Raw genomic sequence first — 24,971 nt, forward strand, 5'->3', positions numbered from 1 at the left:
TAAATGAAAAACTTTTTAAACTATACCATTAAATATTTTTACAAATTAGAAAGTAAAATTGCCTTTTATCCGACAGTTTTAAGTCTCATAGGTACCATTTTTGCTTTTGTAATGATATATGCAGAAAGCTTAGGTGTTTCAGATTACTTAATAGAAGAAGCTCCCTTATTGGTTGTAAATGACACTGAAACTGCCAGAAATCTTCTTACAACTTTTGTAGCTGGTTTAATTTCAATCATGGTCTTCAGTTTTTCTATGGTTATGATCTTATTGAGTCAGGCATCAAGTAATTTTTCGCCACGTGTGTTGCCAGGCTTAATTTCTAACAGAAGACATCAAGTAATACTTGGGATTTACAATTCCTCTTTACTCTATTGTATTTTCACTTTAGTAAGTATTGAGCCAGATGGAGATAAATACCAACTGCCAGGCTTTAGTGTTCTGCTTGCCATTTTTTTTATGACCTTTTGTTTAGGTGCGTTTATCTATTTTATTCATTCTATTTCACAAGAAATACAGATAAACAATATTATGAGCAGAATTTTTTCTGTAGCAAAAAAACGACTCAAAGAGCTGGTTAATAACCAAACGGATGAAAAAAACAAGTTTCCGTCTACGGACAATTGGACAACGCTGAATTCAAAAAAATCGGGTTACTTCCAAGATATTTCACTTTCGGCTATGGCTAATCTTGCAGATGAAGTAGAAATGCAATTAGAGGTGGTGCCAGTAAAAGGCACTTATGTTTTTAAGAACACTCCTGTGCTAAAAATGAGCAAAGAGGTTGATGAAGATACTATAGAAAAAGTATTTTCTTCTTTTCATTATTCTAAAAGTGAACGTATAGAAGATAATTACCTGTTGGCTTTTAAGCAGCTGACTGAAATTGCTGTAAAAGCCATGTCTCCTGGTATTAACGATCCTGGTACTGCCATAAATGCTATTGATTATTTAACGGAACTGTTTTTGTTACGGTTGCAAAAACAAGATCAGAGTATATATAGGGATAAAAAAAACAATCCTGTAATTTTAATAAATACTGTGAGTTTTAAGCAATTGCTTTTTAATGTAATGACAGCATTAAGAACGTATTGTAAGCATGATATAATTATTGTGCAAAAGCTCATGCAAATGTTGGCTTCGATGTTAGATAATAATGAAAAAGCCAGTGAGGATTACGTAAAAACTATACGTCAGGAAATAGAAAATCTACATGAAGATGCCAAAAATAGTATTCAGAATACAGCGGATTTAAACCTGCTAAAAACCACCTATAATACGATATTAGGATAATTATTTTAGGTTAAAACTGTAAATGTTACCACCTTCATAGTCGTTGCGTTCGTCGGTTAAAATGACAATAGTATCATTGACAAAACAAACCCCTTCTTTTTGTGTGTTATGTTGAAATGGAAGTTTATTAATAGCTCCAGAAAAGAAATCATCACCTTCAAAGCCAGATAATGCCCATAGTTTGTCATGATTTAATAGTAGAACTTTTTCATCATTAAAACTTATATCTGCTGAAGTTATTTTATTGTGTTTCCCTTTTAAATTATAATCTGATCTTACAATAGCTTCATGTCTTCCTGTTTTATTTGGAACTTTTAAAACAATAAATTTTTTAGTCTCTTTACTGAAGATGTAGAAATAATTATTGAATAGAAAAAAGGCTTCAAAATCTTTTGATTTTACATCTTTAGGTAATATGAATTCAATAATTTCTGCATGTGCTCTAGATGCATTTAAATCCTCTTTTTTAACTTTTAGAATTCTAAATAATTTTCGCTTTTTATTGTTGTTTCCAAAATCACCTATGTAAATATTCCCTTCACTATCAGAGGTTAAATCTTCCCAATCCGTATTTTCAGCATTTAGAATCGTAATATCCCTAATGATTTTACCTTTTCTGCTTAAGCCATACAAATGGTTATCGTTACCTGCATCTTCTATAACCCAAATAAGGTCAGAATTTATAAGAGATTCTGCTGCCGAAACTTCATCTAAACTATTATTGATGGAGCCTTCAATAGTTAACAAGTCAGAGTGCTGACAAGAGCTAACAATAAGTAATAGAAATATTAGTCTTTTGACCATTATCATTGTAATTTTATGACTTCAATATATAGCATTGAATACATACAAAGATATTATAATTATTGGTGGAGGAGCAGCAGGATTCTTCGCGGCAATCAACATTGCAGAGCAACATCCAGAGAAATCAGTTGCTATTTTAGAACGTGGTAAAGAAGGCCTTCAAAAAGTAAAAATTTCAGGTGGTGGACGTTGCAATGTGACACATGCTGAATTTATCCCTTCGGATTTGGTTAGCAATTATCCTAGAGGAGAAAAAGAACTGCTAGGGCCATTTCACACCTTTATGACTGGAGATACTATAGCCTGGTTTGAAGAGCGTGGTGTGGAATTGAAAATTGAAGAGGATGGTAGGATGTTCCCTGTTTCTAATTCTTCACAAACCATTATCGATTGCTTTTTACACGAAGCCAAAAAACATAATGTTGAAGTGTTGTATAATCATTCTGTAAAATCTATTGATGCAAGAGAAAATGATTTTTTACTAGATACTTCCCAAGGTGTCTTTGAGTGTGATAAACTTATCATTGCCACAGGAAGCAACCCAAAAATCTGGAAGCTGTTAGAAAATTTAGGCCATGCCATAGTACAGCCTGTACCATCGCTGTTCACTTTTGATATAAAGGATAAACGTATAAAGGATATTCCTGGCGTTGTCGCAAAAGATGTTGAGGTAAAAGTTTTGGGAACTGATTTAGTTTCTGAAGGACCATTGTTAATCACACATGTTGGTATGAGTGCGCCAGCTATTTTAAAGCTATCAGCATTTGGTGCTATTGAACTGGCAAAACTCAATTATAACTTTAAAATTGAAGTTAACTTTATTAAACAAGATTATGAATGGTGTTTGAGTGTGCTTAAAGATTCAAAACAAGAATATGCAAAAAAATCAGTGGTCAATACCACACATTTTGAATTACCAAAACGTCTTTGGAAACAATTGGTTTTAGCTTCAAACATAAGCGAAACCGAACGCTGGGCGGATATTAATAAATCACAATTAGAGGCCTTGACGTTGCAATTAACAGCAGCTCAATTTCATGTTACTGGCAAAAGCACCTTTAAAGAAGAATTCGTTACTGCTGGAGGTGTAGATTTAAAAGAAATCAACTTTAAAACTTTTGAAAGCAAACGAATCCCAAATCTCTATTTAGCTGGTGAAGTGATTAATGTAGATGCGGTTACAGGTGGTTTCAACTTTCAGAATGCTTGGACAGGAGCTTATATTGTGTCACAATCCATCGCTAAATCATGAAAACATACATTGCACTCTTAAGAGGTATTAATGTTGGTGGCCATAAAAAAGTACCAATGGCTGAACTGAGAGCGTTATTGGCCGAATCTGGTCTGGAAAATGTAAAAACTTATATCCAAACAGGGAATATTATTTTTCAATCTTCAAGTAAGAACACTAAAACGTTAGAAGAAAAAATAAAGCAATCAATTTTAGAGCATTTTGGTTTTGATGTTTCCGTGTTGGTAAGAACCAGAGTACAGTTAAGCAAAATTTTTAATGATTGTCCTTTTCCGGAAGAGAAAAAAGAAAACAGCTATTTTGCAATACTTTCTGAAGCTCCAAAGGAAGACTTGGTCCAAGAGGCATACAAGAAAACCTATGAAAATGAAGAGTACGAAATTCTTAACGATGCCCTATATTTCTTCTGTGCCAATGGTTATGGTAAGGCAAAATTCAATCTTAATTTTTTTGAACGTAAATTAATGGTGAGTGCTACTGCTAGAAATTATAAAACGATGGTAAAACTCTTATCTTTGTCACAGAATTAACCGAAATGACAGAACAAGATTTTATCCTCAAATCATATAATAGCCATATCAAAAGTGGCACTGTAAAATGGTCTTCACCAAGTAATATTGCCTTGGTAAAATATTGGGGAAAAAAGGAAAATCAAATTCCAGAAAACCCTTCTATAAGCTTTACACTTTCAAATTGTAAAACCATCACAGAAGTCACTTATACTAAAAAGGAAGGTGATGATTTTAGTTTTGATGTCTATTTTGAAGGTGAAAAAAACGAAGCCTTCAAACCAAAGATTCAAACATTTTTTGAGCGTATTGAATCCTATATACCTTTTTTAAGAGATTATCATTTTAAAATAGAAACCTCTAATACATTTCCACACAGTTCTGGTATTGCGTCTTCAGCTTCAGGTATGAGCGCTTTGGCCTTATGCTTAATGAGTATTGAAGAAAAATTAAAGGATGATGTCATTCATAGCGATAGCGAAGAATCTCAAAATTACTTCAACAAAAAAGCATCCTTTTTAGCAAGACTAGGTTCTGGTAGCGCATGCCGAAGTATAGAAGGCGAACTCGTAGTTTGGGGAGTAAATGAAAGTACCGAAAGTTCAGACTTATTCGGAATTAAGTTTAATGGCGAAGTCCATTCGAACTTTAAAAACTATCAGGATACCATACTCTTAGTCGATAAAGGCGAAAAACAGGTGAGTAGTACCGTTGGACACAAATTAATGTTTGGTCATCCCTTTGCAAAGGAACGTTTTGCCCAAGCCCATAGAAATCTTGCTGACTTAAAAGAAGTCTTCGCTTCAGGTAATTTAAAGGCTTTTGTCAAAATAGTTGAGAGTGAAGCCTTAACGCTCCATGCGATGATGATGACAAGCATGCCGTATTTTATATTAATGAAGCCAAATACCCTCGAGATCATCAATAAAATCTGGAAATTCAGAGAAGAAACCAATTCTAATATTTGCTTTACTTTAGATGCAGGAGCTAATGTTCATGTGCTTTATCCTTCAGAAGAAAAGGAAACCGTACTCGATTTTATTAAGAAAGAATTGGCTGCATTTTGTCAAAATGAACATTATATTTGCGACCATACTGGCTTGGGAGCAAACCAAATAGAAGATTAATACGTATATTTGTTAAAGGAAATTGCTAATACCAATATGAAAGGACCACTTTTTTATTCAAAAATCTTACTCTTTGGAGAGTATGGTATCATTAAAGACTCTAAAGGTCTGTCTATTCCTTACAATTTTTATAACGGAGCATTAAAAGTCGATGAAAATCCCTCTGAAGAGGCGATTAAATCTAATGAAAGCTTAAAACGATTCGTTGAATATTTAAAGGGATTGGACAAAGACTTGGTTGATTTTGATTTTGAAACATTACAGAAAGATGTCAACGCTGGCATGTACTTCGATTCTTCTATTCCACAAGGTTATGGAGTAGGGAGTAGTGGTGCTTTAGTCGCTGCGATATACGATAAATATGCTTCTGATAAGATTACGGTTTTAGAGAATCTAACGCGTGAAAAGCTTTTAAAATTGAAAGCTATATTTGCTGATATGGAATCGTTCTTTCATGGTAAATCATCTGGGTTAGACCCATTGAATAGCTATTTAAGCCTTCCTATTTTAATAAATTCTAAAGATAATATAGAAGCAACTGGCATTCCGTCTCAAAAAGCAGAAGGCAAAGGAGCTGTATTTTTATTAGATAGTGGCTCTGTTGGTGAAACAGCACCAATGGTCAGCATTTTTATGGAAAACATGAAGAATGAAGGCTTTAGAAGTATGCTTAAGGATCAATTTATAAAACATACGGATGCTTGTGTGGATGATTTTCTTAAGGGTGATATAAAATCACTATTTAAAAACACAAAGCAACTGTCTAAAGTAGTATTGAACAACTTCAAACCAATGATACCAAAACAATTTCATGAGCTTTGGAAAAGAGGTATCGAAACTAATGATTATTACCTTAAACTTTGTGGCTCTGGTGGTGGGGGTTACATCTTAGGCTTTACAGAGAATATTGATAAGGCCAGAGTAGCTTTAAAAGGACAGAAATTAGAGGTTGTTTACAACTTTTAATTCAAAAAATATTACATTTAAACCTCATAGGTTCTTGAAACTTATGAGGTTTTTTTAATTTAGACCTATGCTATCAAGACGGCAGAAACACATTCTACTTAAATTTTTCAGCCTGTTTTCTGTAGTTAGAGGTTATAACATCCTAGTGGTAGTTATTGCCCAATATTTAGCGTCCATTTATATTTTTGCACCAGATAAAACCATTAAATCTGTACTTTTTGATGTTAACTTATTAATGTTGGTGTTGGCATCTTCAGCAACAATTGCTGCCGGTTATATTATCAATAGTTTCTACGATTCAGAAAAAGACCTGATTAACAAACCAACAAAAACGATGTTAGATCGTCTGGTAAGCCAAAACACAAAACTGTCATTCTATTTTGTGTTGAATTTTCTGGCGATTGTTTTTGCAAGCTATGTATCGTTTAGGGCAGTCATCTTTTTTTCTATTTACATTTTTGCGATTTGGTTGTATTCCCATAGATTAAAGAAACAGCCTATTGTTGGTAATCTCGTTTCCGCAATACTAACAGTTACACCGTTCTTTGCAATCTTTATTTACTACCAAAATTTTGAACTGGTCATCTTTGCCCATGCCATTTTTCTATTTCTTTTGGTTTCTATGCGCGAACTCACCAAAGATCTTGAGAACATAAAAGGGGATTTAGCTTTAGATTATAAAACCGTGCCTGTGGTGCATGGAGAAAAAGTGTCTAAATTCATGCTAACCATAATGTCTGTATTAACTATAGTTTCTGCTGTTATCTTAATTATGTTCTTTAAAGTTGGGCATATGTACTACTTTTTCTATCTCAGTATTGGGTTGCTAATACTATTCTTGTTTGTACTCTGGAAATCAAACAAAAAAACGCATTATCTTATACTGCATAACATACTTAAGTTTATAATAGTTCTGGGTGTGTTTTCCATTTTATTAATCGATGTATCTGTTGTTTTAAACCGAATATAAATGAATACGACTTTAAAAATCGCGATGGCACAAATCGCACCAGTATGGTTAGACAAAAGTGCGACTTTGCAAAAAATTGAAGATGCTATAAAAGATGCAGCAGAAGAACAATGCGAGCTCATTGTCTTTGGAGAAGCCTTGTTGCCAGGCTATCCGTTTTGGTTGGCGTTAACAGGTGGAGCAGAATGGAACACAAAAGTGAATAAAGAACTACACGCGCATTATGTAAATAATTCCATTTGCATAGAGAAAGGCGAACTTGATTCGGTATGTCAATTGGCAAAAAAACACAAAATGGCTATTTATCTAGGCATTATGGAGCGACCAACAGATAGAGGTGGTCATAGTATCTATGCATCTTTGGTTTATATCAACGCAAAAGGAGACATAAAATCGGTACACAGAAAATTACAACCTACTTACGACGAACGCCTAACCTGGTCACCAGGTGATGGCAATGGTTTGCAAGTTCATCCGCTTAAGGCATTTACGGTTGGTGGACTCAATTGCTGGGAAAACTGGATGCCATTACCTAGAACGGCTTTATACGGTCAAGGCGAAAATTTACATATTGCAGTTTGGCCTGGCAGTGATCATAACACTAAAGATATTACGCGTTTTATAGCAAGGGAGTCGCGCTCTTATGTGGTTTCGGTTTCGAGTTTAATGTCTAAATCAGATTTTCCTGATGAAACTCCGCACCTTGATGCCATTCTCAAAAACGCACCTGATACTTTAGCCAATGGAGGCAGCTGTATTGCAGGACCAGATGGAGAATGGATTGTAGAACCAGTCTTGAACAAAGAAGGCTTAATTATTCAAACTATAGATTTTAATCGTGTGTTAGAAGAACGTCAAAACTTCGATCCAGTAGGGCATTATTCAAGACCAGACGTCACAAAACTCATCGTCAATAGAGAGCGACAAACTACTGTGGAAATTAAGTAGTTAATGACAACTATTGTTATACCTTTGCAAAAAATTAAAATATGAGCAAAAATCAAAATAGCAGAGGAAAAGGACAAGCTTCAGGAAAGGGAAATGCTAAAGGTAAATCCAAAGGTTTTACCAAAGGAAATGCTCCTTTTAAAAAGAAGTCCCAACCAAAAAAGAAATCTTCATCTAATCCTGATGAAATAAGGTTAAACAAATACATTTCAAATTCGGGTATATGTTCACGTCGAGAGGCTGATGAGAATATCGCCATTGGCTTGGTAACCGTCAACGGAAAAGTGGTGACCGAAATGGGTTACAAAGTAAAACTCGAAGATGATGTAAGATTTGACGGTCAGCGTATCAACCCAGAACCTAAAGTCTATTTGTTATTGAACAAACCTAAAGGCTTTGCTACTACAACGGCAGAAAGCAAAGGTAGAACGGTTATGGATTTGGTGGCCAATGCTACCAACGCAAACATAAAACCAATAGGACGACTAGGAAGAAACTCTTTAGGCTTGTTGTTGTTTACCAACGATGATAAAGTGGTGCAAAAGTTCACGAACTCAAAGCATGGTGTAGCACGATTATTTCAAGTTGAATTAAATAAAAACCTAAAGTTTGAAGATCTTAAAAAGATACAGGAAGGCTTTAAGGTAGATGGCAAATTAATCACTGTAGAAGAGGTAAGTTATATTGAAGGTGAGTCTAAAAACAAGATCGGCATAAAAATTAAAAATACCGGAAACACCATACTGCGCACCATCTTTGATACACTTAACTACGATATTGTAAAGATAGATTGTGTTGCCATAGGTCACTTAACCAAGAAAGATATTCCAAGAGGCCACTGGAAACATCTTACAGAACAGGAGATTAGCACTCTAAAAATGCTATAAATCCGTCATAAGTAGCACTAATTTTAATTAAAACTATGCATTTCGTCGAATAAACCATACTATTTGTCGAGCGTATCTTTAATTTTTCTATGTTAGTCCTCCCAAATTAAATAACCTGCTTATGAAACATGTAAGACGCTTACTTGTGCTTTTACTATTTGTAAACTGTACAACAGACTCACCTAACGCTGAAGAAGTATTAGAGGTTTCTGCCACAAATCAAGTTGTGCAAAACTGTGTAAATGATGCTCCTAAAGTTAGACTCACCAACAACGGTACGCATAGTTTTGAGTTCATAGTTTATGCTGAAGATTATAGCTTATTGCATTCTGGCAATGTATCTGCGACTGCTAATAGTGGTTGGGTAGAATTATCTCAGAATGATGTTTTAGCTGTAGCTACCAATGACATTGTTTACGGGCAGAAAATCCCTTTAAACCTTCAGTTGTGCGATAACCTGGAACTGGAAATCGATATTAACAATACATTGATTATCTCTGGAGAATAAATACATTTAACTTTTAAGAATATCAGTTGCTTACCTTTATGGTCTATTTAGACAGTACATTGTCTTCTAGACATATTGTGTGTTTTCATTTTTATAGGGTAAAGTATTTAATGATTCGTTTAAACGTCTGTTTTAGCCTGGAGATACCGAATATAAAATCCACGAGGCACAAACGAAGGGTATGGTGTAAATAATATTAAGAAGGGATACTATTGATCTACCCTATTATCTATGATAAAATGCAGTTACATTGAGTGATTTCGGCAGAAATTATTATAATCCCTTTATATAAGCTTCGTAACCGCTTTTGGTGAGTAAGTCTGTAACATTCATAGTATAAATATCACGCCAGCTATCAACTCCATGTTTTTCAATATACTTTTCTACAATACGAAATCCTAACCAATAGTAAAGTGTTCTTGGTGCATTCTGAAATGACTGAAATTTGTCATTTCTCAATAAAGGATTGTCTCCGCTTTTATCTTCAAAAAAGGGTTTTAATTTGATAAATAATTTCTTTTCGTTTTCTAAATACCAATTCCAGTCGCTTTCGCTCATTTGCTCTACAGCTTCATATTTTGTTATTTGTCCATTAAAGAAAAGCCAAGTAAAATAGCATGCAAATCCTTCGTCAATAGTGAGAAATAAAGCTGTACCTTGCATTGGATCGTTCTCTCTTAAAGGTTCGTAGGCAAGGTGGTTTAATTCATGTGGGATGCCTTTTTCAATCGTATAATCTACATCATAGTCCGTATTATTGAGTTCAAAACAAAATTGTTCGCTATTACAACCTCCAAAACCAATGCCTTGTAGAGGTGTAAATAAAATACTAATTGTTGCCTCTGGTTGGTAGGGTGCTAATACTGCAAACTTTTTTAAGTTTGTTTTAAGTGTGTAATCTAAATTAATTTTCAAAAGTTCTTTGGCTCTTTCGTCAAAAAAGGTTTTATGTTTTGGGTATAGCCATCTGTTCCAATCAACCATACCACTCGGGCTATTGAATTTGGAAGCATTGTCTGCGCCAAATATCATACCATAACAATGATCCCAAAGTGATTGATGAGGTTGGTAAACCTTTTCAACGATCATTGTACTATCATATTCGACCCCTTTATGTGCTAAAATCTGATTTTTAAATAAATTTTTGATGGTAATATTTTCAATTCTAATGCTATCCGATACATTCTTTAGTGCCTCAATATATTCGGATTCAGTAAGTGATGTATTATTCTTTCCTTCAGATTTTTTACAAGATAAATTCACAAAAAGAAGTCCGACTATTAAGATAAATAGAGGCCGTTTCATAATAGTAGCTAATTCGGTTTATCCAAACAAATATAAATATTTACAAAACTATTTGTCTAGCGAAAAACACAATTAAGTTTGTTTTAATATAATATACAATGGTGATAGGGTAGTCAATAAGGTCTTGTTTACCAATGAAATATGTCTTTTTGAAAGTTATGAAAATTTCTCTCAAAAAAAATCACAAAAAAGTTTTGCATATTAAAAAATAGACTACATTTGCCGCGAAAATCGGCTTCAATACATAACACAGAAACCGGTTTTTAGCTGAACACATTGAAAACTGTTTTTATGTTCGGGCTTTTGGACCTTAGGAAGTCATTTTCAAAAGCTGCTTATAGGATAAGTAACCGAATTTTAGAGCTAACTTCCGCTACTACCATCGCTGCAAGCCAGCATATCTATGGTTTTGTGCCAACTACACAAAGTCAAATTCAAGTTTGATATAAGCTAAACTCATATTGATTACGCTTATAACATTATTATTTCACTTGAATTTTTAAACCACAGAATGAATACAAAATACATTGATCTTATTGATCAATCTTTCGATTTTCCTCAGCCTGAATTTGAGCTGCAGGACAAAACATTGCAATTTCACGGTATAGACCTTATGGAATTGGTTGAGCAATATGGTGCACCTTTAAAGTTTACCTATTTGCCACAAATATCCAACAACATTCAGCGTGCCAAGACCTGGTTTAGCGATGCCTTTAAAAAACACGATTACAAAGGCAAGTATAACTATTGCTACTGCACCAAAAGCTCACATTTTAAGCATGTGTTGGAAGAGGCGTTGAGTAACGACATTCATATAGAAACCTCGTCGGCTTTTGATCTTGATATTGTAAAAAGCCTAAAAAAAGCAGGTAAAATCACCAATGATACTTACGTGTTAAGTAATGGCTTTAAACGTGAGCAATACATCCTTAACATTGCCGAACTGATCAATAGCGGACATAAAAATTGTATTCCGATTATAGATAATTACGAAGAGCTGGATTTATTGTCGCAAGAAATAAACAAAAAGTTTAATGTAGGTATCAGAATTGCTTCAGAGGAAGAACCAAAGTTTGAGTTTTATACATCTCGACTTGGAATCGGTTATAAGAACATTGTACCGTTTTATAAGAACCAGATTCAGGATAATAAGCAGGTAGAGCTTAAAATGCTTCACTTTTTTATCAATACTGGTATTAGAGATAATGCCTACTATTGGAACGAATTGACCAAGTGTTTAAAGGTATACACCTCATTAAAGAAAATCTGCCCAACTTTAGATAGTCTTAATATTGGTGGAGGCTTCCCAATTAAAAACTCATTGGCTTTTGATTTTGACTATGCCTATATGGTGGATGAAATTGTCAATCAGATAAAAACGGTATGTGATGAAGAGGGAGTGGATACACCAAACATTTTTACGGAATTCGGCAGTTTTACCGTTGGTGAAAGTGGTGGTGCCATCTATAAAGTATTGTATCAAAAACAACAGAATGACAGAGAGAAGTGGAATATGATTAACTCTTCGTTTATCACCACTTTGCCAGACACGTGGGCCATCAATAAACGTTTTATCATGTTGCCAATAAACCGTTGGAATGATAGCTATGAACGTGTTTTACTAGGTGGATTGACCTGCGATAGTGACGATTACTACAACAGCGAACAGCATGTTAACGCCATTTATCTACCTAAATATAGTAAGGATAAACCATTATACATAGGATTTTTTAATACAGGAGCGTACCAAGAAACCATTGGTGGTTTTGGTGGCTTGCAACACTGTTTAATTCCTTCACCAAAACATATTTTAATTCAACGTAATGGTAACGGAGATTTAACAACGGAAATTTTTGCAGAACAACAAAAAAGCGAAGATTTACTGAATATTTTAGGATACGCTTCTACGGAGAAAGTAGAAGGACAACCAAAACTTGAAACTATAAATTATAATTAATTGCCATTCTAGAATTGTCCCCTTGAGGGGACTTTAGGGGTGTTTTTTAAATCAAAAAAAATATAATTAAATAATAATTCCTCCTTACAAGGGAAATAAAATGAAAACAAAAACTTACGCTGGTATATCAGCAGAATATGGAAAATTAGACCAATCGAAGATTGTGTTAATCCCCGTGCCATACGATGGCACAAGTACATGGCAAAAAGGTGCCGACAAAGGACCAGATGCGTTTTTAGCAGCATCAGAAAATATGGAGCTTTACGATATCGAAACCGATTCTGAAGTGTATCAACAAGGTGTCTTTTTAGCTGAAGCGGTTACAGAAAATGCTTCGCCAGAAGCTATGGTAGAAGCGGTACACCAAACCACAAAAAAATATATTAAAAAGAACAAATTTGTGACGATTTTTGGTGGTGAACATTCCATTTCCATTGGTACCATCAGAGCCTTTAACGAAATGTTTGAAGATTTAACTGTACTTCATATCGATGCGCATGCCGATTTACGTGAAAGCTATGAAGGTTCTAAGTGCAACCACGCTTGTGCGGTTTATGAAGCGAGCCAGACCACTAACCTTATTCAGGTTGGAATTCGGTCAATGGATGTTATTGAAAAAACCGTAATGAATGAAGAACAAACCTATTTTGCCCACGAAATGGCAGAAGATGACAATTGGGTGGATTCCGCCATTGACCAAATGACGGACAACGTATTCATCACTTTTGATTTGGATGCCTTGGATCCATCGATTATGCCAAGCACTGGCACACCAGAACCAGGTGGTTTGTTGTGGTATGAGACTTTGGACTTCTTAAAGCAAGTATTTGAAGAAAAGAACGTTGTTGGCTTTGATATAGTAGAATTATGTCCTAATGAAAATGATAAGTCTTCAGATTTCTTGGCAGCGAAGCTTTATTACAAAATGTTAAGTTATAAGTTTCAAGATCAAGATATTGATGAAGATTTTGATAGTAATTTCAACAAAGACGCAACAGGAGTAAACAAATATTCTAAATACAATGTTGAAGATGACTACTAAAGGACAGATATCACAGTTTATAGAAAAGTACTATCTGCATTTTAACGCAGCAGCTTTGGTCGATGCCGCAAAAGGCTACGAAGACCAATTGAACAATGGATCAAAAATGTTGGTGTCTTTGGCAGGTGCGATGAGTACTGCGGAATTGGGAAAGATATTTGCAGAAATGATTCGTCAGGATAAAGTGCATATTATCTCTTGTACAGGAGCCAATTTAGAAGAAGATATCATGAATTTAGTGGCGCACTCTCATTATAAACGTGTACCTAATTATCGCGATTTAACTCCGCAAGATGAATGGGATTTATTGGAGAAAGGTCTTAACCGAGTAACGGATACTTGCATTCCTGAAGAAGAAGCGTTTAGACGTATACAAGAGCATATTGTAAAAATCTGGAAAGATGCCGAAGCCAAAGGTGAGCGTTATTTACCACATGAATATATGTACAAGTTATTGTTGTCTGGAGTTTTGGAAGAGCACTACGAAATAGATTTAAAAGATTCATGGATGTACGCGGCTGCTGAGAAAAATTTACCGATTGTTTGCCCAGGTTGGGAAGACAGCACCATGGGTAACATTTTTGCGAGCTATGTGCTTAAAGGCGAATTGAAAGCAAGTACCATGAAATCTGGTATTGAGTATATGACCTTTTTAGCCGATTGGTATACTGATAATTCCGATGAAGGCATTGGTTTCTTTCAAATAGGAGGTGGTATTGCAGGTGATTTTCCTATCTGTGTAGTGCCTATGTTGTATCAAGATATGGAACGTACAGATACGCCATTTTGGAGCTATTTTTGCCAAATCAGTGATAGCACAACGAGTTACGGATCGTACTCTGGCGCAGTACCAAACGAAAAGATTACTTGGGGAAAGTTAGATATTGATACACCAAAATTTATTATAGAAAGTGATGCAACTATTGTTGCGCCATTAATTTTTGCGTATCTTTTGGGTATGTAAACCTACAATAAAATGAATAAAAAAGACCAACACTTAAAACGTGTCATAGTTGATTTTAAAAAACTGACACCAGAAATTTTAGCACTTTTAGTAGAAAAGTATCCTTATGGTTATGATGATGGTCATGTGGTGAAATTTAAAAACCTTAAAAATGAGCTCATTGAAGCCGTTGAGGTAACCACAGAAGACACTAAGTATCTTGTAAAAATAAGTTCGAAACTAGAAGTGACTATGGAGAACTATGACGAAGAAGATTATGAGGATTTTGAAGATGACGATCCAGATGCAGTGCAAGACCCAGATATGGTGCCGAGTGACGATACGGATGATTTTGATTGATAAAAAATTATAAATCTTAAAAAGGATTTTATGAAAACAGCATTTCACATGTCCTTACCATGTTTAAATGTAAATGAGACCAAAGACTTTTACATCAAAAACATTGGTGCTTCCTCAGGAAGAAAGGCAGAACATTGGTTAGATATAAATCTCTTTGGTCATCAGTTAACATTTATTCAGGCTGAGAAATTTAATTTTAATAGTCCAAATTATGTACTTGAAGGTAAAATTCTACCATCATTCCACTTTGGAGTGATTGTAGATATTGACACTTGGGGAGAACTTTATGCAAAACTTAGCAAAAGTGATTTAGAAGTTGTGACCCAGACCACTTTTTTAAAAGATAAAACAGGAGAGCACCTGTCCTTTTTTATCAATGACCCAAATAATTATATGATAGAGTTTAAGAGTTTTAAAGAACTTAAAGACATGTTTAAGACTTAATGTTTACCGTTGTTGCTTATCAAGTAGCAAACACTATCAACATAAAAGCTAGTAAACAGCAATTGCAGTGGCAGTTGCTGTTTCAAGATAGTGACGAACTCTTTTTTTCGAGTTCTAAAAACAAATTTATTTACCTATTTCATTATGGGATGGTCAGTTTTTTCAACTTATCCTCAGATGAGCGCGATGCTGCCTTAAAGATGATTCAACCTTATTGTGAAAATCATTTTGGAGAGAGCATTTCAGAAGAAGTACGGATTGAAATTAAACCCAACACATTACAAGTAAATTTTGAGAGTATTGTACTTCCAAATTTAAATAGTGAAATGATTCGGTTGGTGATGCTTAACGCGTCACAGTCTGTGGCCCTAGATCGGTTTTCAAAAATAACCGAAGACCTACTGATTGAAACCAATGAGCACACTAAATACCTCGAGAATAAAGGGAAACTGGATATTTCAGGAAACAAGTTAAAACGTTTTATTGGTAAGGTTTTAAATATAAAAAACAAGATTTCTGAGAATCTCTACATTTTTGATTCTCCAGAAATTACATGGGAAGACGAACAATTAAATAAACTCAACCTAGAGCTAAAGAAGACCTTCGATCTAAAGGATCGATACCACCTTATCCATGATAGGATAGAAATTATTAAAGAGAATTTAGAACTCTTTAAGGATATTATGGATCATAAGGAAAGTAGTCGATTAGAATGGATAATAATCATTTTAATCTTAGTTGAAGTCGTAGATATGTTTATTCTAAAACTGTTTTAGGCAAATAAAAAATACTTCAAAAACTAACCACGGTAATTATAACCCTAAGGTTGTAATCTAAAAGCACTTTTGGGCTTGAGGTGGTAAATTCCCAAAAAACGAAAAGTTAAAATCTTCTAATATAATTCTATATGGAAGACAACCCATTTTAAAATTGAATAAAATGAAAAGTAAACAAGTTATATTGGCATTTATCTTCTCAATAGTTGCATTTAATGCTAACGCAATTTTAGAGATCAAACATAACAATCAAGACGTGGTTACAGCAACTATTACAGGTACCTATGATGGTTATGATGAAGATGATGGTTACGCTTTTGTGGTCCCAGATGAAGAAGGGGACGATGAAACGATGTATTTTGCAGAAATCGCTGAGGATGTGTTGAAAGCTGTAAATCTTCAGTCTAACGATATGATGGGCAAACGTTTTGAAATCACTTATGAGATTACAGAATACGAAGAGGAAGACGAAAACGGTTTTACAGAAATATATGAAGTTTATAAAATTGTAAAATTGAAGAAACTTTAATTCTTTTAATAATAAAATTTAAGGAGCTGCTAGGAAACTGGCAGCTTTCTTTTTGACCATAGTTCCCAAATAAAAATTGAAAACACGATAATATATTCTAAAGCAATAACCCAAAGGTTTTCAGAATTGTCAACATTTAAATAGGCCAAATAGCTTAAAACAACAACCAAGGACCAAGCCAAAGGGAATCTATAATTTGTAAATACACAAAGTATTACCAAAGTGGCGATATACCATGGATGTACTGTTGTACTTAAAAATAAATAGCAAGCAAAAGCCAGTAGGATAGAAGTGGTTAATTTTGGAATAGTATGGTTCTTTTTAAAAAATGAAAACCCTAAAATTATAAACAAGGATACAATGGGTAGTATTTTTCCAATGATAGCAATTTCGTTATAGCCAGTTATGGCATAGCCAATTTCTCTAGCGAGATAATAGATACTTGCATTAAACTCAAAATCACCAAACCAAAGCCCAACAGTTTCTGTGTAATTATTGATGAACTTCATAGAGAAGAATGGCAGGAATAACAGTAGTGTAGTCATACCGACTATGGCATAAAAAGAAATTAATTTCAATACGTCATTGCGAGGCACTCGTGACGAAGCAATCTTTTCATTAGAAACAGATTGCTTCATTTCATTCGCAATGACGTTCTCTTTTGGGTTTTTCCTAAACCACCAAAAAAACAAAGGCAAAAACATCAACGGAATCAGCTTCACGGAAATAGAGCAAGCTAAAACTACAGCAGCCCATTTCCATTTACCACAATGAAGTAGATACAAACTCCAAACCAGGAAGAAAATCATTACTCCTTCAAAATGCAGGTTGCCGGTGAGTTCAATAATTATAAACGGGTTAAGGATGTACCAAAAGATTCTTTTAGAAGGTACTTTAAGACGCTCTAACAGTTTTTTTCCAAAATAAAGCGTACCAATATCAGCCGCGATAATTATAACACGCATCACTATTACAGAGCCCAAAATACTTTTTCCAGAAAACAGTGCAGCGATAGTAAAACATAATTGATTTAATGGAGGATAATTGGTAAAGTGCGAAGAACTCAATGCTCCCATACCGTTGTATAGTTCTTGTGCTTGTTTAACAGGAAGCTTACCATTTTGTATAAATGAATCAGGCGTATAGAGATAAGGATTTAAGCCTTCTAAAATCATTCTACCGTCCCATATAAAACGGTAAAAATCCTGTGATAAGTTGGGTATGGCAAACAAAAACAGCAATCGGAATACTATTGAAGCTATTACAAGCAGCCTGAAGTGAAAGCCAGACAATTTTATAATTTGAAAAGCAAGTGCAAACAGAGCCACATACAATACGAGCAGTTTTTCACTATCCGTTCGTTCTAAATCATAACCAAAGGAAATATAAAAAACACCACTTAGAGTAATGAAGAGTATTGGAATCTTATGATATTTTATAAGGTTGGATAGCCCGAGCATAAATTCAAAAGTACATGATTTTTTTAGTTTGAAAATTGACTCGTTATCAAATTAAAAAAAATTATGTGCTAACGCAGTGGTTCCTGAAGTACATTAAATTTTGCTATTTTTTTTAAGCTAAATTTAATGTACAGAAGAAAGATAGAACTATTTAAAATTGGCAAAACCGAGTTTAAAAAAAGATTAATAACTTTAATTCATAAAAACTAAGGTTATGAGTCATTCCATTTACTTCAATTTTCTTATTAAGAGCGATAAGGCAAGCGTATATTATGCAGTTTCACATCCAGATCATTTGGTCAATTGGTGGCCATTGAAATGTTCTGGAATCCCTAAAGTAGGGGAAACTTATAACTTTAATTTTACTGATGAGTATGATTGGTACGCTGAGGTAGTGAGCTGTGAACAAGACAGTCACATTCATTTTAAAATGACAAAATCTGATGACGATTGGAATCCCACAACATTTGGGTTTGAGCTAAAGGAAAAAGAAAACGGAACTTGTCTCAACTTTTTTCATAAAGATTGGCCAGAATGTAATAACCATTTTAAACATTCATCCTTCTGTTGGGCAATGTTGTTAAACGGCTTAAAAGATTATTTAGAAAAGGGAACTATTGTACCTTTTGAAGATAGAGGCTAAACTTTGCTGCTCAAGGATTTAAAAAACACATAGCCGAATCCAATAAACAGCATTAGGTGAAAAGGGAATAGCCCAAAGTCTCCTCCTTGGTCTCCAACGATAAAAGCGCTGTACATACCAAAAGCAAAATACAACATTAAAATACCTTCTATAATTACATGAGGTGATAATTTCTTTCTAAGATATTTGTTGCCTTTCCATGAGTCTCTAATGGTACTGATGTTGAATTTTGGGGTACGAACAAATTCACTACGCTTACCAGCATGGCCTTCTATCACAGCAATTGAATTGTGCAACGAAAAGCCCATGGCAATAGAGAAAAACGTAAAGAACATACCAATATACCCAAAAAACTTTTTAAAGCCACTACCATAGATGTTACGGTACATAAACCAATAACACACAAAGAATATAATGGTGCTCATAATGAAGAAGCTCATTACATAAAAATAGTCGCGTAAATGTGCGTATTCATTTTTTATGTATAGCATCGGAATACTTAAAACCGCTACGATAAAAATGCTCAAAAACATGGTACTATTCAGTAAATGCAGTAAACCGTGAACTTTGGTTTTTATTGAAATATTCTCGGACTTAATCACACGTTTAAGCATTTTCCTAAAGTTCTCGGCACCACCTTTATTCCAACGGAATTGTTGAGATCTTGCGGCACTTATCACTACAGGTAATTCTGCTGGAGTTTCAACATCTTCGAGATATTTAAACTTCCAATTTTTAAGTTGTGCTCTGTAGCTTAAATCTAAATCTTCAGTTAAAGTATCACCTTCCCAATTACCAGCATCGATGATGCATTTTTTTCGCCAGATACCAGCTGTGCCGTTAAAGTTGATAAAGTGTCCTTTGCTATTTCTACCAACTTGCTCTAAAGTAAAATGTGCATCCAAAGCAAATGCCTGAATTTTTGTAAGCAAAGAATAATTACGGTTAATGTGTCCCCAACGTGTTTGGACGACGCCTATTTCTTCATTCTTAAAATAAGGAATGGTACGTTTTAACCAATTGGGCTGCGGTAAAAAATCAGCATCAAAAATGGCAATAAAATCTCCCTTGGCAATTTTTAAACCTTCTTTTAATGCACCTGCTTTAAAACCAGTTCTATTGGTCCTTGTAATGTGCTTTATATCAAGACCTGTAGCGGCTAATTTTTCAACATGAGCTTTTGTGGAATGTACGGTTTCGTCTGTAGAATCATCTAAAACCTGAATTTCCAGTTTTTCACGAGGATATTCTATCCGTGCTATATTATCGAGAAGACGCTCCATAACATACATCTCATTAAATACGGGAAGCTGAATGGTTACATAAGGTACCTCTTCAGGGTTAGAAAGGTCAAAGGTAACACACTTTTCCCTTTTCTTTTTTGAGGATAGGTAATTGTAAAGTAAATTAAGCTGAGCCAATGCGTACAAGAAAATAAGTACAATGGCAATGGTGTAAACAATGATGATGAAATATTGTAAATAAATCACTTAAAACTATATTTGAAAATCCAAGTTAGGATTTTTACGCCTGCAAAGATAGCACCTTTTACCGTACCTGAAACTTTTGAGACACCTATTCTGTTTTTATATCGTACAGGAACTTCTTTATAACTCAATTTTTGCTTAAGAGCTTTAAGTTGCATCTCTACTGTCCAACCATAGGTTTTGTCTTCCATGTTCAAAGCTAACAACTTATCATACTTAATGGCTCTAAAGGGACCAAGATCGGTAAATTTTGAGCGAAAAAATAAACGCATCAGACTTGTGGCTAGCCAATTACCAAAAATTTGAGGAAACGTCATTGAGCCGGCCTCACGTAATTCTTTAACTCTTGCTCCTACGACAAAATCAATATCCTCTTCAATGATTGGCTTAACGATTTTAGTGAGTTCTTCGGGATAATCGCTATAATCTCCATCTAAAAAAACGACGATATCTGGTTGCTGAGCGTCATCGAAGCGAGTAATGTATTCCATGCCTTTAAGACAAGCATAACCATAACCTTTTCGCGATTCTGTTAAGACAGTAGCACCTGCATTTTTAGCATTGGTTTCCGTTTGGTCTGTTGAATCGTTGCTCACCACAATAACTTCGTCAACTATAGAAGGAATATCCTTTATAACTTGTGCAATGGATTCTTCCTCATTAAAAGCAGGAATGATGACAACAATTTTGGTCATTTAGTTAGTTTGAAGATGCAAAAATAGACTTCTTATTTCTGATTTACTAAATCCATAAGGTCAACATCATTACCTAATAAAACTTCGTTAGAATTAATTCGACCTTTCATACTATCATTTTCTAATTTCAGAACACCTCTTGGGCAAACCGCTGAGCAAATACCGCAACCCACACAGCTTGAGCGTATAATGTTTTCACCTTTTTGGGCGTAAGCTCTTACATCAATTCCCATTTCACAGTACGTAGAGCAGTTTCCACAAGAAATACACTGGCCTCCATTGGTCGTAATTCTAAATCTCGAAAATAAGCGTTGTTGAAATCCAAGAATAGCAGCCATAGGGCAACCAAAACGGCACCATACGCGATTCCCGAAAATTGGATAAAATCCTGTTCCTATAACACCTGAGAATATAGCTCCAATTAAAAACCCATAAGTTGATCTCAGGGTTTCGGCTTTAAATAAAAATAAATTAGTGCCATTAAAATAATGTATACCTAACAGCACTAGTATAATCACAAAATAGCCAATGGCACCATATTGCGCATCTTTGGCCAATTGGTCTCTTTTAAAAATCATGGCCAAGGCAAAAACTACGGTCAATAAAACAGCAACACTGATAAGGAATGTGCTTTTTGTTAACCAATATTTACTGCTATCATCTCCTAAATATGAATACACAACTGCCGTAGTCATTAAGACCACAAAAACCACCACACTATGTACAACCCATCGTTCAATTTTCCAGGCAAACTGACGTTTGTCACTTAAATGCCTAAAGGGATCACCAGCAGTTTCTGCCAATCCACCACAACCGCAAACCCATGAACAGTACCAGCGCTTTCCATATTTGTAGGTTAGGATTGGTGTGATGACAAAAATTGAAAGTATTCCGAAGATTAACATTGCCAAACCGATATCTCCTGCATCAATCATTGAATCGACTCTATACTGTTCAAAATTATAGTAATTAAGCGGCCAAATATTTTTTAGATCGTAATACGGTAAACTGAAGGATTCTGAGTTTAATCGCGACATAAACTCTGGAATCAAAAACGCAAACGATAATTGAAAAAACATTACGGAATAAGTCCGTAATCGTTCGTATCTATTGTGTCTGTATTTCAACAAAAATTTATAACCAAATACTAATATGGCAATGGTATAGAATACGCCATAAACAAACCACTGGCTGGCTTGTCCACCATTAAGCAACCTACTCAGTGGATCAAAAAGCGCAACCAAACCTGTGTTTTCTGCACCATCAGCTCCAAGCCCTAACCAACCTGCTTTAAAATAGAGAACTATATAAAATCCTGTTAAAGCCAATCCGGAAATCCATGCCCAAAGTCCGCGAGAAGAAATGGATTTAAACATCACTCCATCGTTCTTAATTCCAGCCATTTTATTGAGGTACAAATCATTAGCAAAAAGTGTGGTGCCAATTATTATAGCGAGCAAGGATACCGTTAGTGTAATTTTGCGATAGGGAAATGTAATATTGAATGTCGCTAAGGTTAAAACTATAAGGCCAATCATTCCAATGGCAACGTAAATGCGTTGCTTTGTTGATAGGTCAAAAGCTTCAGGCTTTGTAAGCGACATACTTGGGTTTGGTGTGTTCATAAATTATGCGATTTGTAATTCTTTACGATACGCGTTTAAAATTTCTTTTTCATAATGGTCGTAAAACTCTGGATCAAAATTGGCTTGTCTTAAATTCTTAACCACAAAATCTATATCGCGTTTTTCAGTGAGCCATTTATCAAAAGTTTCGTGTTTCATACGAATTCCAAAGGTGTTGATTCCCAAAAATTCATTAGTGTCTTTGTTGAATGCAATTGTGATGCATTTGGTATCATCCTCATGTTTCCAGTGAAAATGTTGTTCGTAATCCAGTCGTCCTTTACTGCCATGTACCCAACCATAGGTTTGGTATTCAATATCCATAAACTTTGCGGAATTAAACCAATGGCCAGGATTATAAGCCATCTTGTTACCACAAAGCGTTTGCGCTAAAACTTCTCCCATCATGCGTCCTGTGTACCAAACGGCTTCGATTGGTCTGCGGTTTTCGTTAGGTTCTTGTTGCTCAGCACAGTCACCAATGGCATAAACATCTTCAACATTGGTTTCGAGATATTTGTTAACCTTTACTCCCTTGTCAGTTTCAATTTCAGAATCCTTTAGAAAATCAATATTTGGTGACACTCCAGCGGTCAATCCAACTAAATCACAAGGAATTTCCTCTCCGGTTTCTTCGATAATAACTGATTTTGCTTTTCCGTTTTCGTCCGATTTTATTTCCTTCAGATTTGTCGATAAATGTAAATCTATATGATGGTTTTTAATATGCCTATTGATCATTTGGCTTTCGCCTTCTGGTAAAACACCATTCCAAAAACTCGATTCTCTAACTAAAAATGTAACAGGAATATTTCTTGAATTCAACATTTCGGCCAATTCAATACCTATTAAACCTCCACCTACTATCACGGCACGTTTACAGACCTTGTTGTTTGGCGCATCAATTTCGAGTTGGTCCACATCTTGTTTGGTGTACAAGCCTTGTACGCCTTTTAAGTCTTGCCCTGGCCAACCAAATTTATTGGGTTTGCTTCCTGTGGCAATGACCAATTTGTCATAGGTCATTGAATCTCCTTCAGCAAAATGAAGTGTTTTTGATTTGGTTTCAATATGTTTCACATAACCTTTTTTCAACTCAATTCTGTTTTTCTCCCAAAACCAATCTTCGTAAGGTTTGGTGTGCTCGTAGGTCATGTGGCCCATATAAATGTACATTAGTGCTGTACGGGAAAAGAAGTAATCGGTTTCAGCAGAAATTATTGTAATTCTTTTGTCTGAAAGTTTTCTGATATGCCTTGCAAGTGTAACACCAGAAATGCCGTTGCCAATAATAACAATGTGCTCCATTTTTTAGGCCCGAGAAGTCGGGAAACTTTTGTAGTTAGATATCTTTATGTCGAAGGATTTGATAAAACCTTAACAGCGATAGTTCAATTTCTTTTAAATTTAGGCATAAATTTACAGTATGAGATATTTTTTACAGTTCCTTTTGGTTTTCGTTTTAGTGGGTTGTGCTGCAGTACCCTATAAGCCTGTAAAATTTAATGGAGTGAGTTTTGTAGCCGCAAGGGATGCGGTAGACACAACCCACGTCAATCCTGTAGTAAATGTCGGTGCAAATAGTGCAGCGATTATGCCTTTTGGGTTCATTAGAAATTTAGATAACCCAACTATAGTTCATAATACAAATAGACAATGGTATGGTGAAACTAGGGCAGGAGCTAAGCAGTACATCGAAGAGCTTCGTAAAGCAAAAATTAAAATTATGGTGAAGCCACAACTTTGGATGACCCATGGATTTTTTACCGGTTTTCTGGAAATGAAAACAGAAACTAATTGGAAACTTTTGGAATCCTCATATTCAGATTTTATTTTGGAATATGCTGAATTGGCAGAAGAAGTCAATGCCGAAATATTTTGCATTGGCACTGAGCTCGAAAATTTTATAAAACATAGACCAGAATATTGGAACGGTCTTATAGTCAAAATAAAAAACATTTATAAAGGCAAACTCACTTACGCAGCCAATTGGGATGAATATAAACGCACTCCGTTTTGGAATCAAATGGATTATATAGGTATAGATGCCTATTTTCCGGTAAGTGACAAACAAACACCTACGGTTGAAGATTGCCTAAAAGGATGGGAGAAGCACAAACCAGTGATACAACAGTTTTCGGAACAACTGAACAGACCTATTTTGTTTACCGAATATGGTTATAGAAGTGTAGATTTTAGTGGAAAAGAACCTTGGGTGTCAGACCACACCATGAGAGATGTAAACCTTGAAGCCCAAGTAAACACCACAAAAGCGCTTTTTGAAACTTTTTGGAAAGAAGATTGGTTTGCGGGAGGCTTTGTTTGGAAGTGGTTTCATAAGCACGACAAGGTTGGTGGTGCAGAAAACCCAATGTTTACCCCACAAAACAAACCTGTTGAAAAAGTTATTCAATCTTACTACACACAATACAATTAATTTA

General features: G+C 34.9%; 25 protein-coding genes. 18 read left to right on the plus strand and 7 right to left on the minus strand.

The window, feature by feature from the left end:
- The first annotated feature begins 3 nt into the window (after positions 1-3).
- Complete coding sequence (locus SIB89_RS11710) at positions 4-1,293, plus strand: DUF2254 domain-containing protein (protein WP_412559917.1); 1,290 nt, start codon at positions 4-6, stop codon at positions 1,291-1,293.
- On the opposite strand, the gene SIB89_RS11715 is transcribed toward SIB89_RS11710, so the two are convergent.
- On the minus strand, positions 1,294-2,097 hold the full coding sequence (locus tag SIB89_RS11715) for a hypothetical protein (RefSeq protein ID WP_412559918.1): 804 nt from the start codon (positions 2,095-2,097) through the stop codon (positions 1,294-1,296).
- A 34-nt stretch (positions 2,098-2,131) separates the two neighbouring features.
- Here SIB89_RS11715 and SIB89_RS11720 point away from each other — a divergent pair, with 34 nt between their 5' ends.
- The 8 genes from SIB89_RS11720 to SIB89_RS11755 all read left to right on the plus strand — a co-directional run bounded on the left by SIB89_RS11720 (position 2,132) and on the right by SIB89_RS11755 (position 9,264).
- On the plus strand, positions 2,132-3,349 hold the full coding sequence (locus SIB89_RS11720; protein ID WP_412559919.1) for an NAD(P)/FAD-dependent oxidoreductase: 1,218 nt from the start codon (positions 2,132-2,134) through the stop codon (positions 3,347-3,349).
- Entirely contained in the window at positions 3,346-3,879 is a 534-nt protein-coding gene (locus SIB89_RS11725) for a DUF1697 domain-containing protein (protein ID WP_412559920.1), read from the plus strand. Before SIB89_RS11720 ends, SIB89_RS11725 begins: the two co-directional genes overlap by 4 nt.
- Positions 3,880-3,884: 5 nt before the next feature.
- Positions 3,885-4,985, plus strand: a complete 1,101-nt coding sequence (locus tag SIB89_RS11730; protein ID WP_412559921.1) for a diphosphomevalonate/mevalonate 3,5-bisphosphate decarboxylase family protein — start codon at positions 3,885-3,887, stop codon at positions 4,983-4,985.
- A 36-nt stretch (positions 4,986-5,021) separates the two neighbouring features.
- On the plus strand, positions 5,022-5,951 hold the full coding sequence (locus tag SIB89_RS11735; RefSeq protein ID WP_412559922.1) for a mevalonate kinase: 930 nt from the start codon (positions 5,022-5,024) through the stop codon (positions 5,949-5,951).
- Between the two features lie 67 nt (positions 5,952-6,018).
- Complete coding sequence (locus SIB89_RS11740; protein WP_155088236.1) at positions 6,019-6,921, plus strand: geranylgeranylglycerol-phosphate geranylgeranyltransferase; 903 nt, start codon at positions 6,019-6,021, stop codon at positions 6,919-6,921.
- Complete coding sequence (locus SIB89_RS11745) at positions 6,922-7,869, plus strand: carbon-nitrogen hydrolase family protein (protein ID WP_155088237.1); 948 nt, start codon at positions 6,922-6,924, stop codon at positions 7,867-7,869.
- A gap of 41 nt (positions 7,870-7,910) precedes the next feature.
- Positions 7,911-8,756, plus strand: coding sequence for a pseudouridine synthase (locus SIB89_RS11750; RefSeq protein WP_155088238.1), 846 nt, complete (start codon positions 7,911-7,913; stop codon positions 8,754-8,756).
- A 121-nt stretch (positions 8,757-8,877) separates the two neighbouring features.
- Positions 8,878-9,264: a hypothetical protein gene (locus SIB89_RS11755; protein WP_412559923.1), complete on the plus strand. Its 387-nt coding sequence runs from the start codon at positions 8,878-8,880 to the stop codon at positions 9,262-9,264.
- 273 nt (positions 9,265-9,537) lie between these two features.
- Here the strand turns inward: SIB89_RS11755 and SIB89_RS11760 are convergent, their stop codons facing one another.
- Positions 9,538-10,569 (minus strand): DUF2268 domain-containing putative Zn-dependent protease, encoded by a 1,032-nt coding sequence (locus SIB89_RS11760; RefSeq protein WP_412559924.1) that lies wholly within the window; start codon positions 10,567-10,569, stop codon positions 9,538-9,540.
- A 511-nt stretch (positions 10,570-11,080) separates the two neighbouring features.
- Between SIB89_RS11760 and SIB89_RS11765 the strand changes: the two genes are divergently transcribed.
- The 7 genes from SIB89_RS11765 to SIB89_RS11795 all read left to right on the plus strand — a co-directional run bounded on the left by SIB89_RS11765 (position 11,081) and on the right by SIB89_RS11795 (position 16,620).
- On the plus strand, positions 11,081-12,526 hold the full coding sequence (locus tag SIB89_RS11765) for an arginine decarboxylase (protein ID WP_412559925.1): 1,446 nt from the start codon (positions 11,081-11,083) through the stop codon (positions 12,524-12,526).
- Positions 12,527-12,626: 100 nt separating this feature from the next.
- Positions 12,627-13,568 carry an agmatinase gene (gene speB / locus SIB89_RS11770; RefSeq protein WP_412559926.1) on the plus strand — a complete coding sequence of 314 codons (942 nt, stop codon included), beginning with the start codon at positions 12,627-12,629 and terminating at the stop codon, positions 13,566-13,568.
- Positions 13,558-14,532, plus strand: a complete 975-nt coding sequence (locus SIB89_RS11775) for a deoxyhypusine synthase family protein (protein ID WP_412559927.1) — start codon at positions 13,558-13,560, stop codon at positions 14,530-14,532. Before speB ends, SIB89_RS11775 begins: the two co-directional genes overlap by 11 nt.
- Before the next feature lie 12 nt (positions 14,533-14,544).
- Positions 14,545-14,871 carry a hypothetical protein gene (locus SIB89_RS11780; RefSeq protein WP_155088249.1) on the plus strand — a complete coding sequence of 109 codons (327 nt, stop codon included), beginning with the start codon at positions 14,545-14,547 and terminating at the stop codon, positions 14,869-14,871.
- A 30-nt stretch (positions 14,872-14,901) separates the two neighbouring features.
- On the plus strand, positions 14,902-15,315 hold the full coding sequence (locus SIB89_RS11785; protein ID WP_412559928.1) for a VOC family protein: 414 nt from the start codon (positions 14,902-14,904) through the stop codon (positions 15,313-15,315).
- The gene (locus SIB89_RS11790) at positions 15,315-16,091 is read left to right on the plus strand and encodes an RMD1 family protein (RefSeq protein ID WP_273291012.1); all 777 of its coding nucleotides are present in this window, start codon (positions 15,315-15,317) and stop codon (positions 16,089-16,091) included. Before SIB89_RS11785 ends, SIB89_RS11790 begins: the two co-directional genes overlap by 1 nt.
- 163 nt (positions 16,092-16,254) lie before the next feature.
- The gene (locus SIB89_RS11795) at positions 16,255-16,620 is read left to right on the plus strand and encodes a hypothetical protein (RefSeq protein ID WP_412559929.1); all 366 of its coding nucleotides are present in this window, start codon (positions 16,255-16,257) and stop codon (positions 16,618-16,620) included.
- 29 nt (positions 16,621-16,649) lie between these two features.
- Here the strand turns inward: SIB89_RS11795 and SIB89_RS11800 are convergent, their stop codons facing one another.
- Positions 16,650-18,080: a mannosyltransferase gene (locus tag SIB89_RS11800; protein ID WP_412559930.1), complete on the minus strand. Its 1,431-nt coding sequence runs from the start codon at positions 18,078-18,080 to the stop codon at positions 16,650-16,652.
- Positions 18,081-18,294: 214 nt separating this feature from the next.
- Here SIB89_RS11800 and SIB89_RS11805 point away from each other — a divergent pair, with 214 nt between their 5' ends.
- The gene (locus SIB89_RS11805) at positions 18,295-18,723 is read left to right on the plus strand and encodes an SRPBCC family protein (protein ID WP_412559931.1); all 429 of its coding nucleotides are present in this window, start codon (positions 18,295-18,297) and stop codon (positions 18,721-18,723) included.
- Here SIB89_RS11805 and SIB89_RS11810 read toward each other — a convergent pair.
- From SIB89_RS11810 to SIB89_RS11825, 4 genes are read right to left on the minus strand one after another with little or no spacing between them, the layout of a single operon-like run.
- A complete protein-coding gene (locus tag SIB89_RS11810) occupies positions 18,720-20,210 on the minus strand; it encodes a cellulose synthase family protein (RefSeq protein WP_412561911.1) in 1,491 nt (496 codons plus the stop codon). The two genes, SIB89_RS11805 and SIB89_RS11810, sit on opposite strands and share 4 nt — an antisense overlap.
- Positions 20,210-20,905, minus strand: coding sequence for a glycosyltransferase family 2 protein (locus SIB89_RS11815; RefSeq protein ID WP_412559932.1), 696 nt, complete (start codon positions 20,903-20,905; stop codon positions 20,210-20,212). The genes SIB89_RS11810 and SIB89_RS11815 overlap by 1 nt, the downstream gene beginning before the upstream one ends.
- A 32-nt stretch (positions 20,906-20,937) precedes the next feature.
- Positions 20,938-22,530 (minus strand): 4Fe-4S binding protein, encoded by a 1,593-nt coding sequence (locus SIB89_RS11820; protein ID WP_412559933.1) that lies wholly within the window; start codon positions 22,528-22,530, stop codon positions 20,938-20,940.
- Between the two features lie 3 nt (positions 22,531-22,533).
- A complete protein-coding gene (locus tag SIB89_RS11825; RefSeq protein WP_412559934.1) occupies positions 22,534-23,838 on the minus strand; it encodes an NAD(P)/FAD-dependent oxidoreductase in 1,305 nt (434 codons plus the stop codon).
- Between the two features lie 118 nt (positions 23,839-23,956).
- Here SIB89_RS11825 and SIB89_RS11830 point away from each other — a divergent pair, with 118 nt between their 5' ends.
- A complete protein-coding gene (locus tag SIB89_RS11830; RefSeq protein ID WP_412559935.1) occupies positions 23,957-24,967 on the plus strand; it encodes a glycoside hydrolase family 113 in 1,011 nt (336 codons plus the stop codon).
- Positions 24,968-24,971 lie beyond the last annotated feature (4 nt).

Origin of the sequence: Winogradskyella sp. MIT101101, assembly GCF_047126865.1 — a bacterium.
GTDB lineage: Bacteria > Bacteroidota > Bacteroidia > Flavobacteriales > Flavobacteriaceae > Winogradskyella > Winogradskyella ouciana.

Bases quoted from the DNA above. Each gene is read 5' to 3' on its own strand.
- SIB89_RS11730 (WP_412559921.1), top strand. From the start codon at position 3,885: ATGACAGAACAAGATTTTATCCTCAAATCATATAATAGCCATATCAAA.
- SIB89_RS11815 (WP_412559932.1), bottom strand. From the start codon at position 20,905: ATGACCAAAATTGTTGTCATCATTCCTGCTTTTAATGAGGAAGAATCC.
- SIB89_RS11800 (WP_412559930.1), bottom strand. From the start codon at position 18,080: ATGCTCGGGCTATCCAACCTTATAAAATATCATAAGATTCCAATACTC.
- SIB89_RS11760 (WP_412559924.1), bottom strand. From the start codon at position 10,569: ATGAAACGGCCTCTATTTATCTTAATAGTCGGACTTCTTTTTGTGAAT.
- SIB89_RS11790 (WP_273291012.1), top strand. From the start codon at position 15,315: ATGTTTACCGTTGTTGCTTATCAAGTAGCAAACACTATCAACATAAAA.
- SIB89_RS11740 (WP_155088236.1), top strand. From the start codon at position 6,019: ATGCTATCAAGACGGCAGAAACACATTCTACTTAAATTTTTCAGCCTG.
- speB (WP_412559926.1), top strand. From the start codon at position 12,627: ATGAAAACAAAAACTTACGCTGGTATATCAGCAGAATATGGAAAATTA.
- SIB89_RS11805 (WP_412559931.1), top strand. From the start codon at position 18,295: ATGAGTCATTCCATTTACTTCAATTTTCTTATTAAGAGCGATAAGGCA.
- SIB89_RS11825 (WP_412559934.1), bottom strand. From the start codon at position 23,838: ATGGAGCACATTGTTATTATTGGCAACGGCATTTCTGGTGTTACACTT.
- SIB89_RS11780 (WP_155088249.1), top strand. From the start codon at position 14,545: ATGAATAAAAAAGACCAACACTTAAAACGTGTCATAGTTGATTTTAAA.
- SIB89_RS11750 (WP_155088238.1), top strand. From the start codon at position 7,911: ATGAGCAAAAATCAAAATAGCAGAGGAAAAGGACAAGCTTCAGGAAAG.
- SIB89_RS11830 (WP_412559935.1), top strand. From the start codon at position 23,957: ATGAGATATTTTTTACAGTTCCTTTTGGTTTTCGTTTTAGTGGGTTGT.
- SIB89_RS11725 (WP_412559920.1), top strand. From the start codon at position 3,346: ATGAAAACATACATTGCACTCTTAAGAGGTATTAATGTTGGTGGCCAT.
- SIB89_RS11735 (WP_412559922.1), top strand. From the start codon at position 5,022: ATGAAAGGACCACTTTTTTATTCAAAAATCTTACTCTTTGGAGAGTAT.
- SIB89_RS11820 (WP_412559933.1), bottom strand. From the start codon at position 22,530: ATGAACACACCAAACCCAAGTATGTCGCTTACAAAGCCTGAAGCTTTT.
- SIB89_RS11775 (WP_412559927.1), top strand. From the start codon at position 13,558: ATGACTACTAAAGGACAGATATCACAGTTTATAGAAAAGTACTATCTG.
- SIB89_RS11755 (WP_412559923.1), top strand. From the start codon at position 8,878: ATGAAACATGTAAGACGCTTACTTGTGCTTTTACTATTTGTAAACTGT.
- SIB89_RS11765 (WP_412559925.1), top strand. From the start codon at position 11,081: ATGAATACAAAATACATTGATCTTATTGATCAATCTTTCGATTTTCCT.
- SIB89_RS11785 (WP_412559928.1), top strand. From the start codon at position 14,902: ATGAAAACAGCATTTCACATGTCCTTACCATGTTTAAATGTAAATGAG.
- SIB89_RS11715 (WP_412559918.1), bottom strand. From the start codon at position 2,097: ATGGTCAAAAGACTAATATTTCTATTACTTATTGTTAGCTCTTGTCAG.
- SIB89_RS11710 (WP_412559917.1), top strand. From the start codon at position 4: ATGAAAAACTTTTTAAACTATACCATTAAATATTTTTACAAATTAGAA.
- SIB89_RS11745 (WP_155088237.1), top strand. From the start codon at position 6,922: ATGAATACGACTTTAAAAATCGCGATGGCACAAATCGCACCAGTATGG.
- SIB89_RS11795 (WP_412559929.1), top strand. From the start codon at position 16,255: ATGAAAAGTAAACAAGTTATATTGGCATTTATCTTCTCAATAGTTGCA.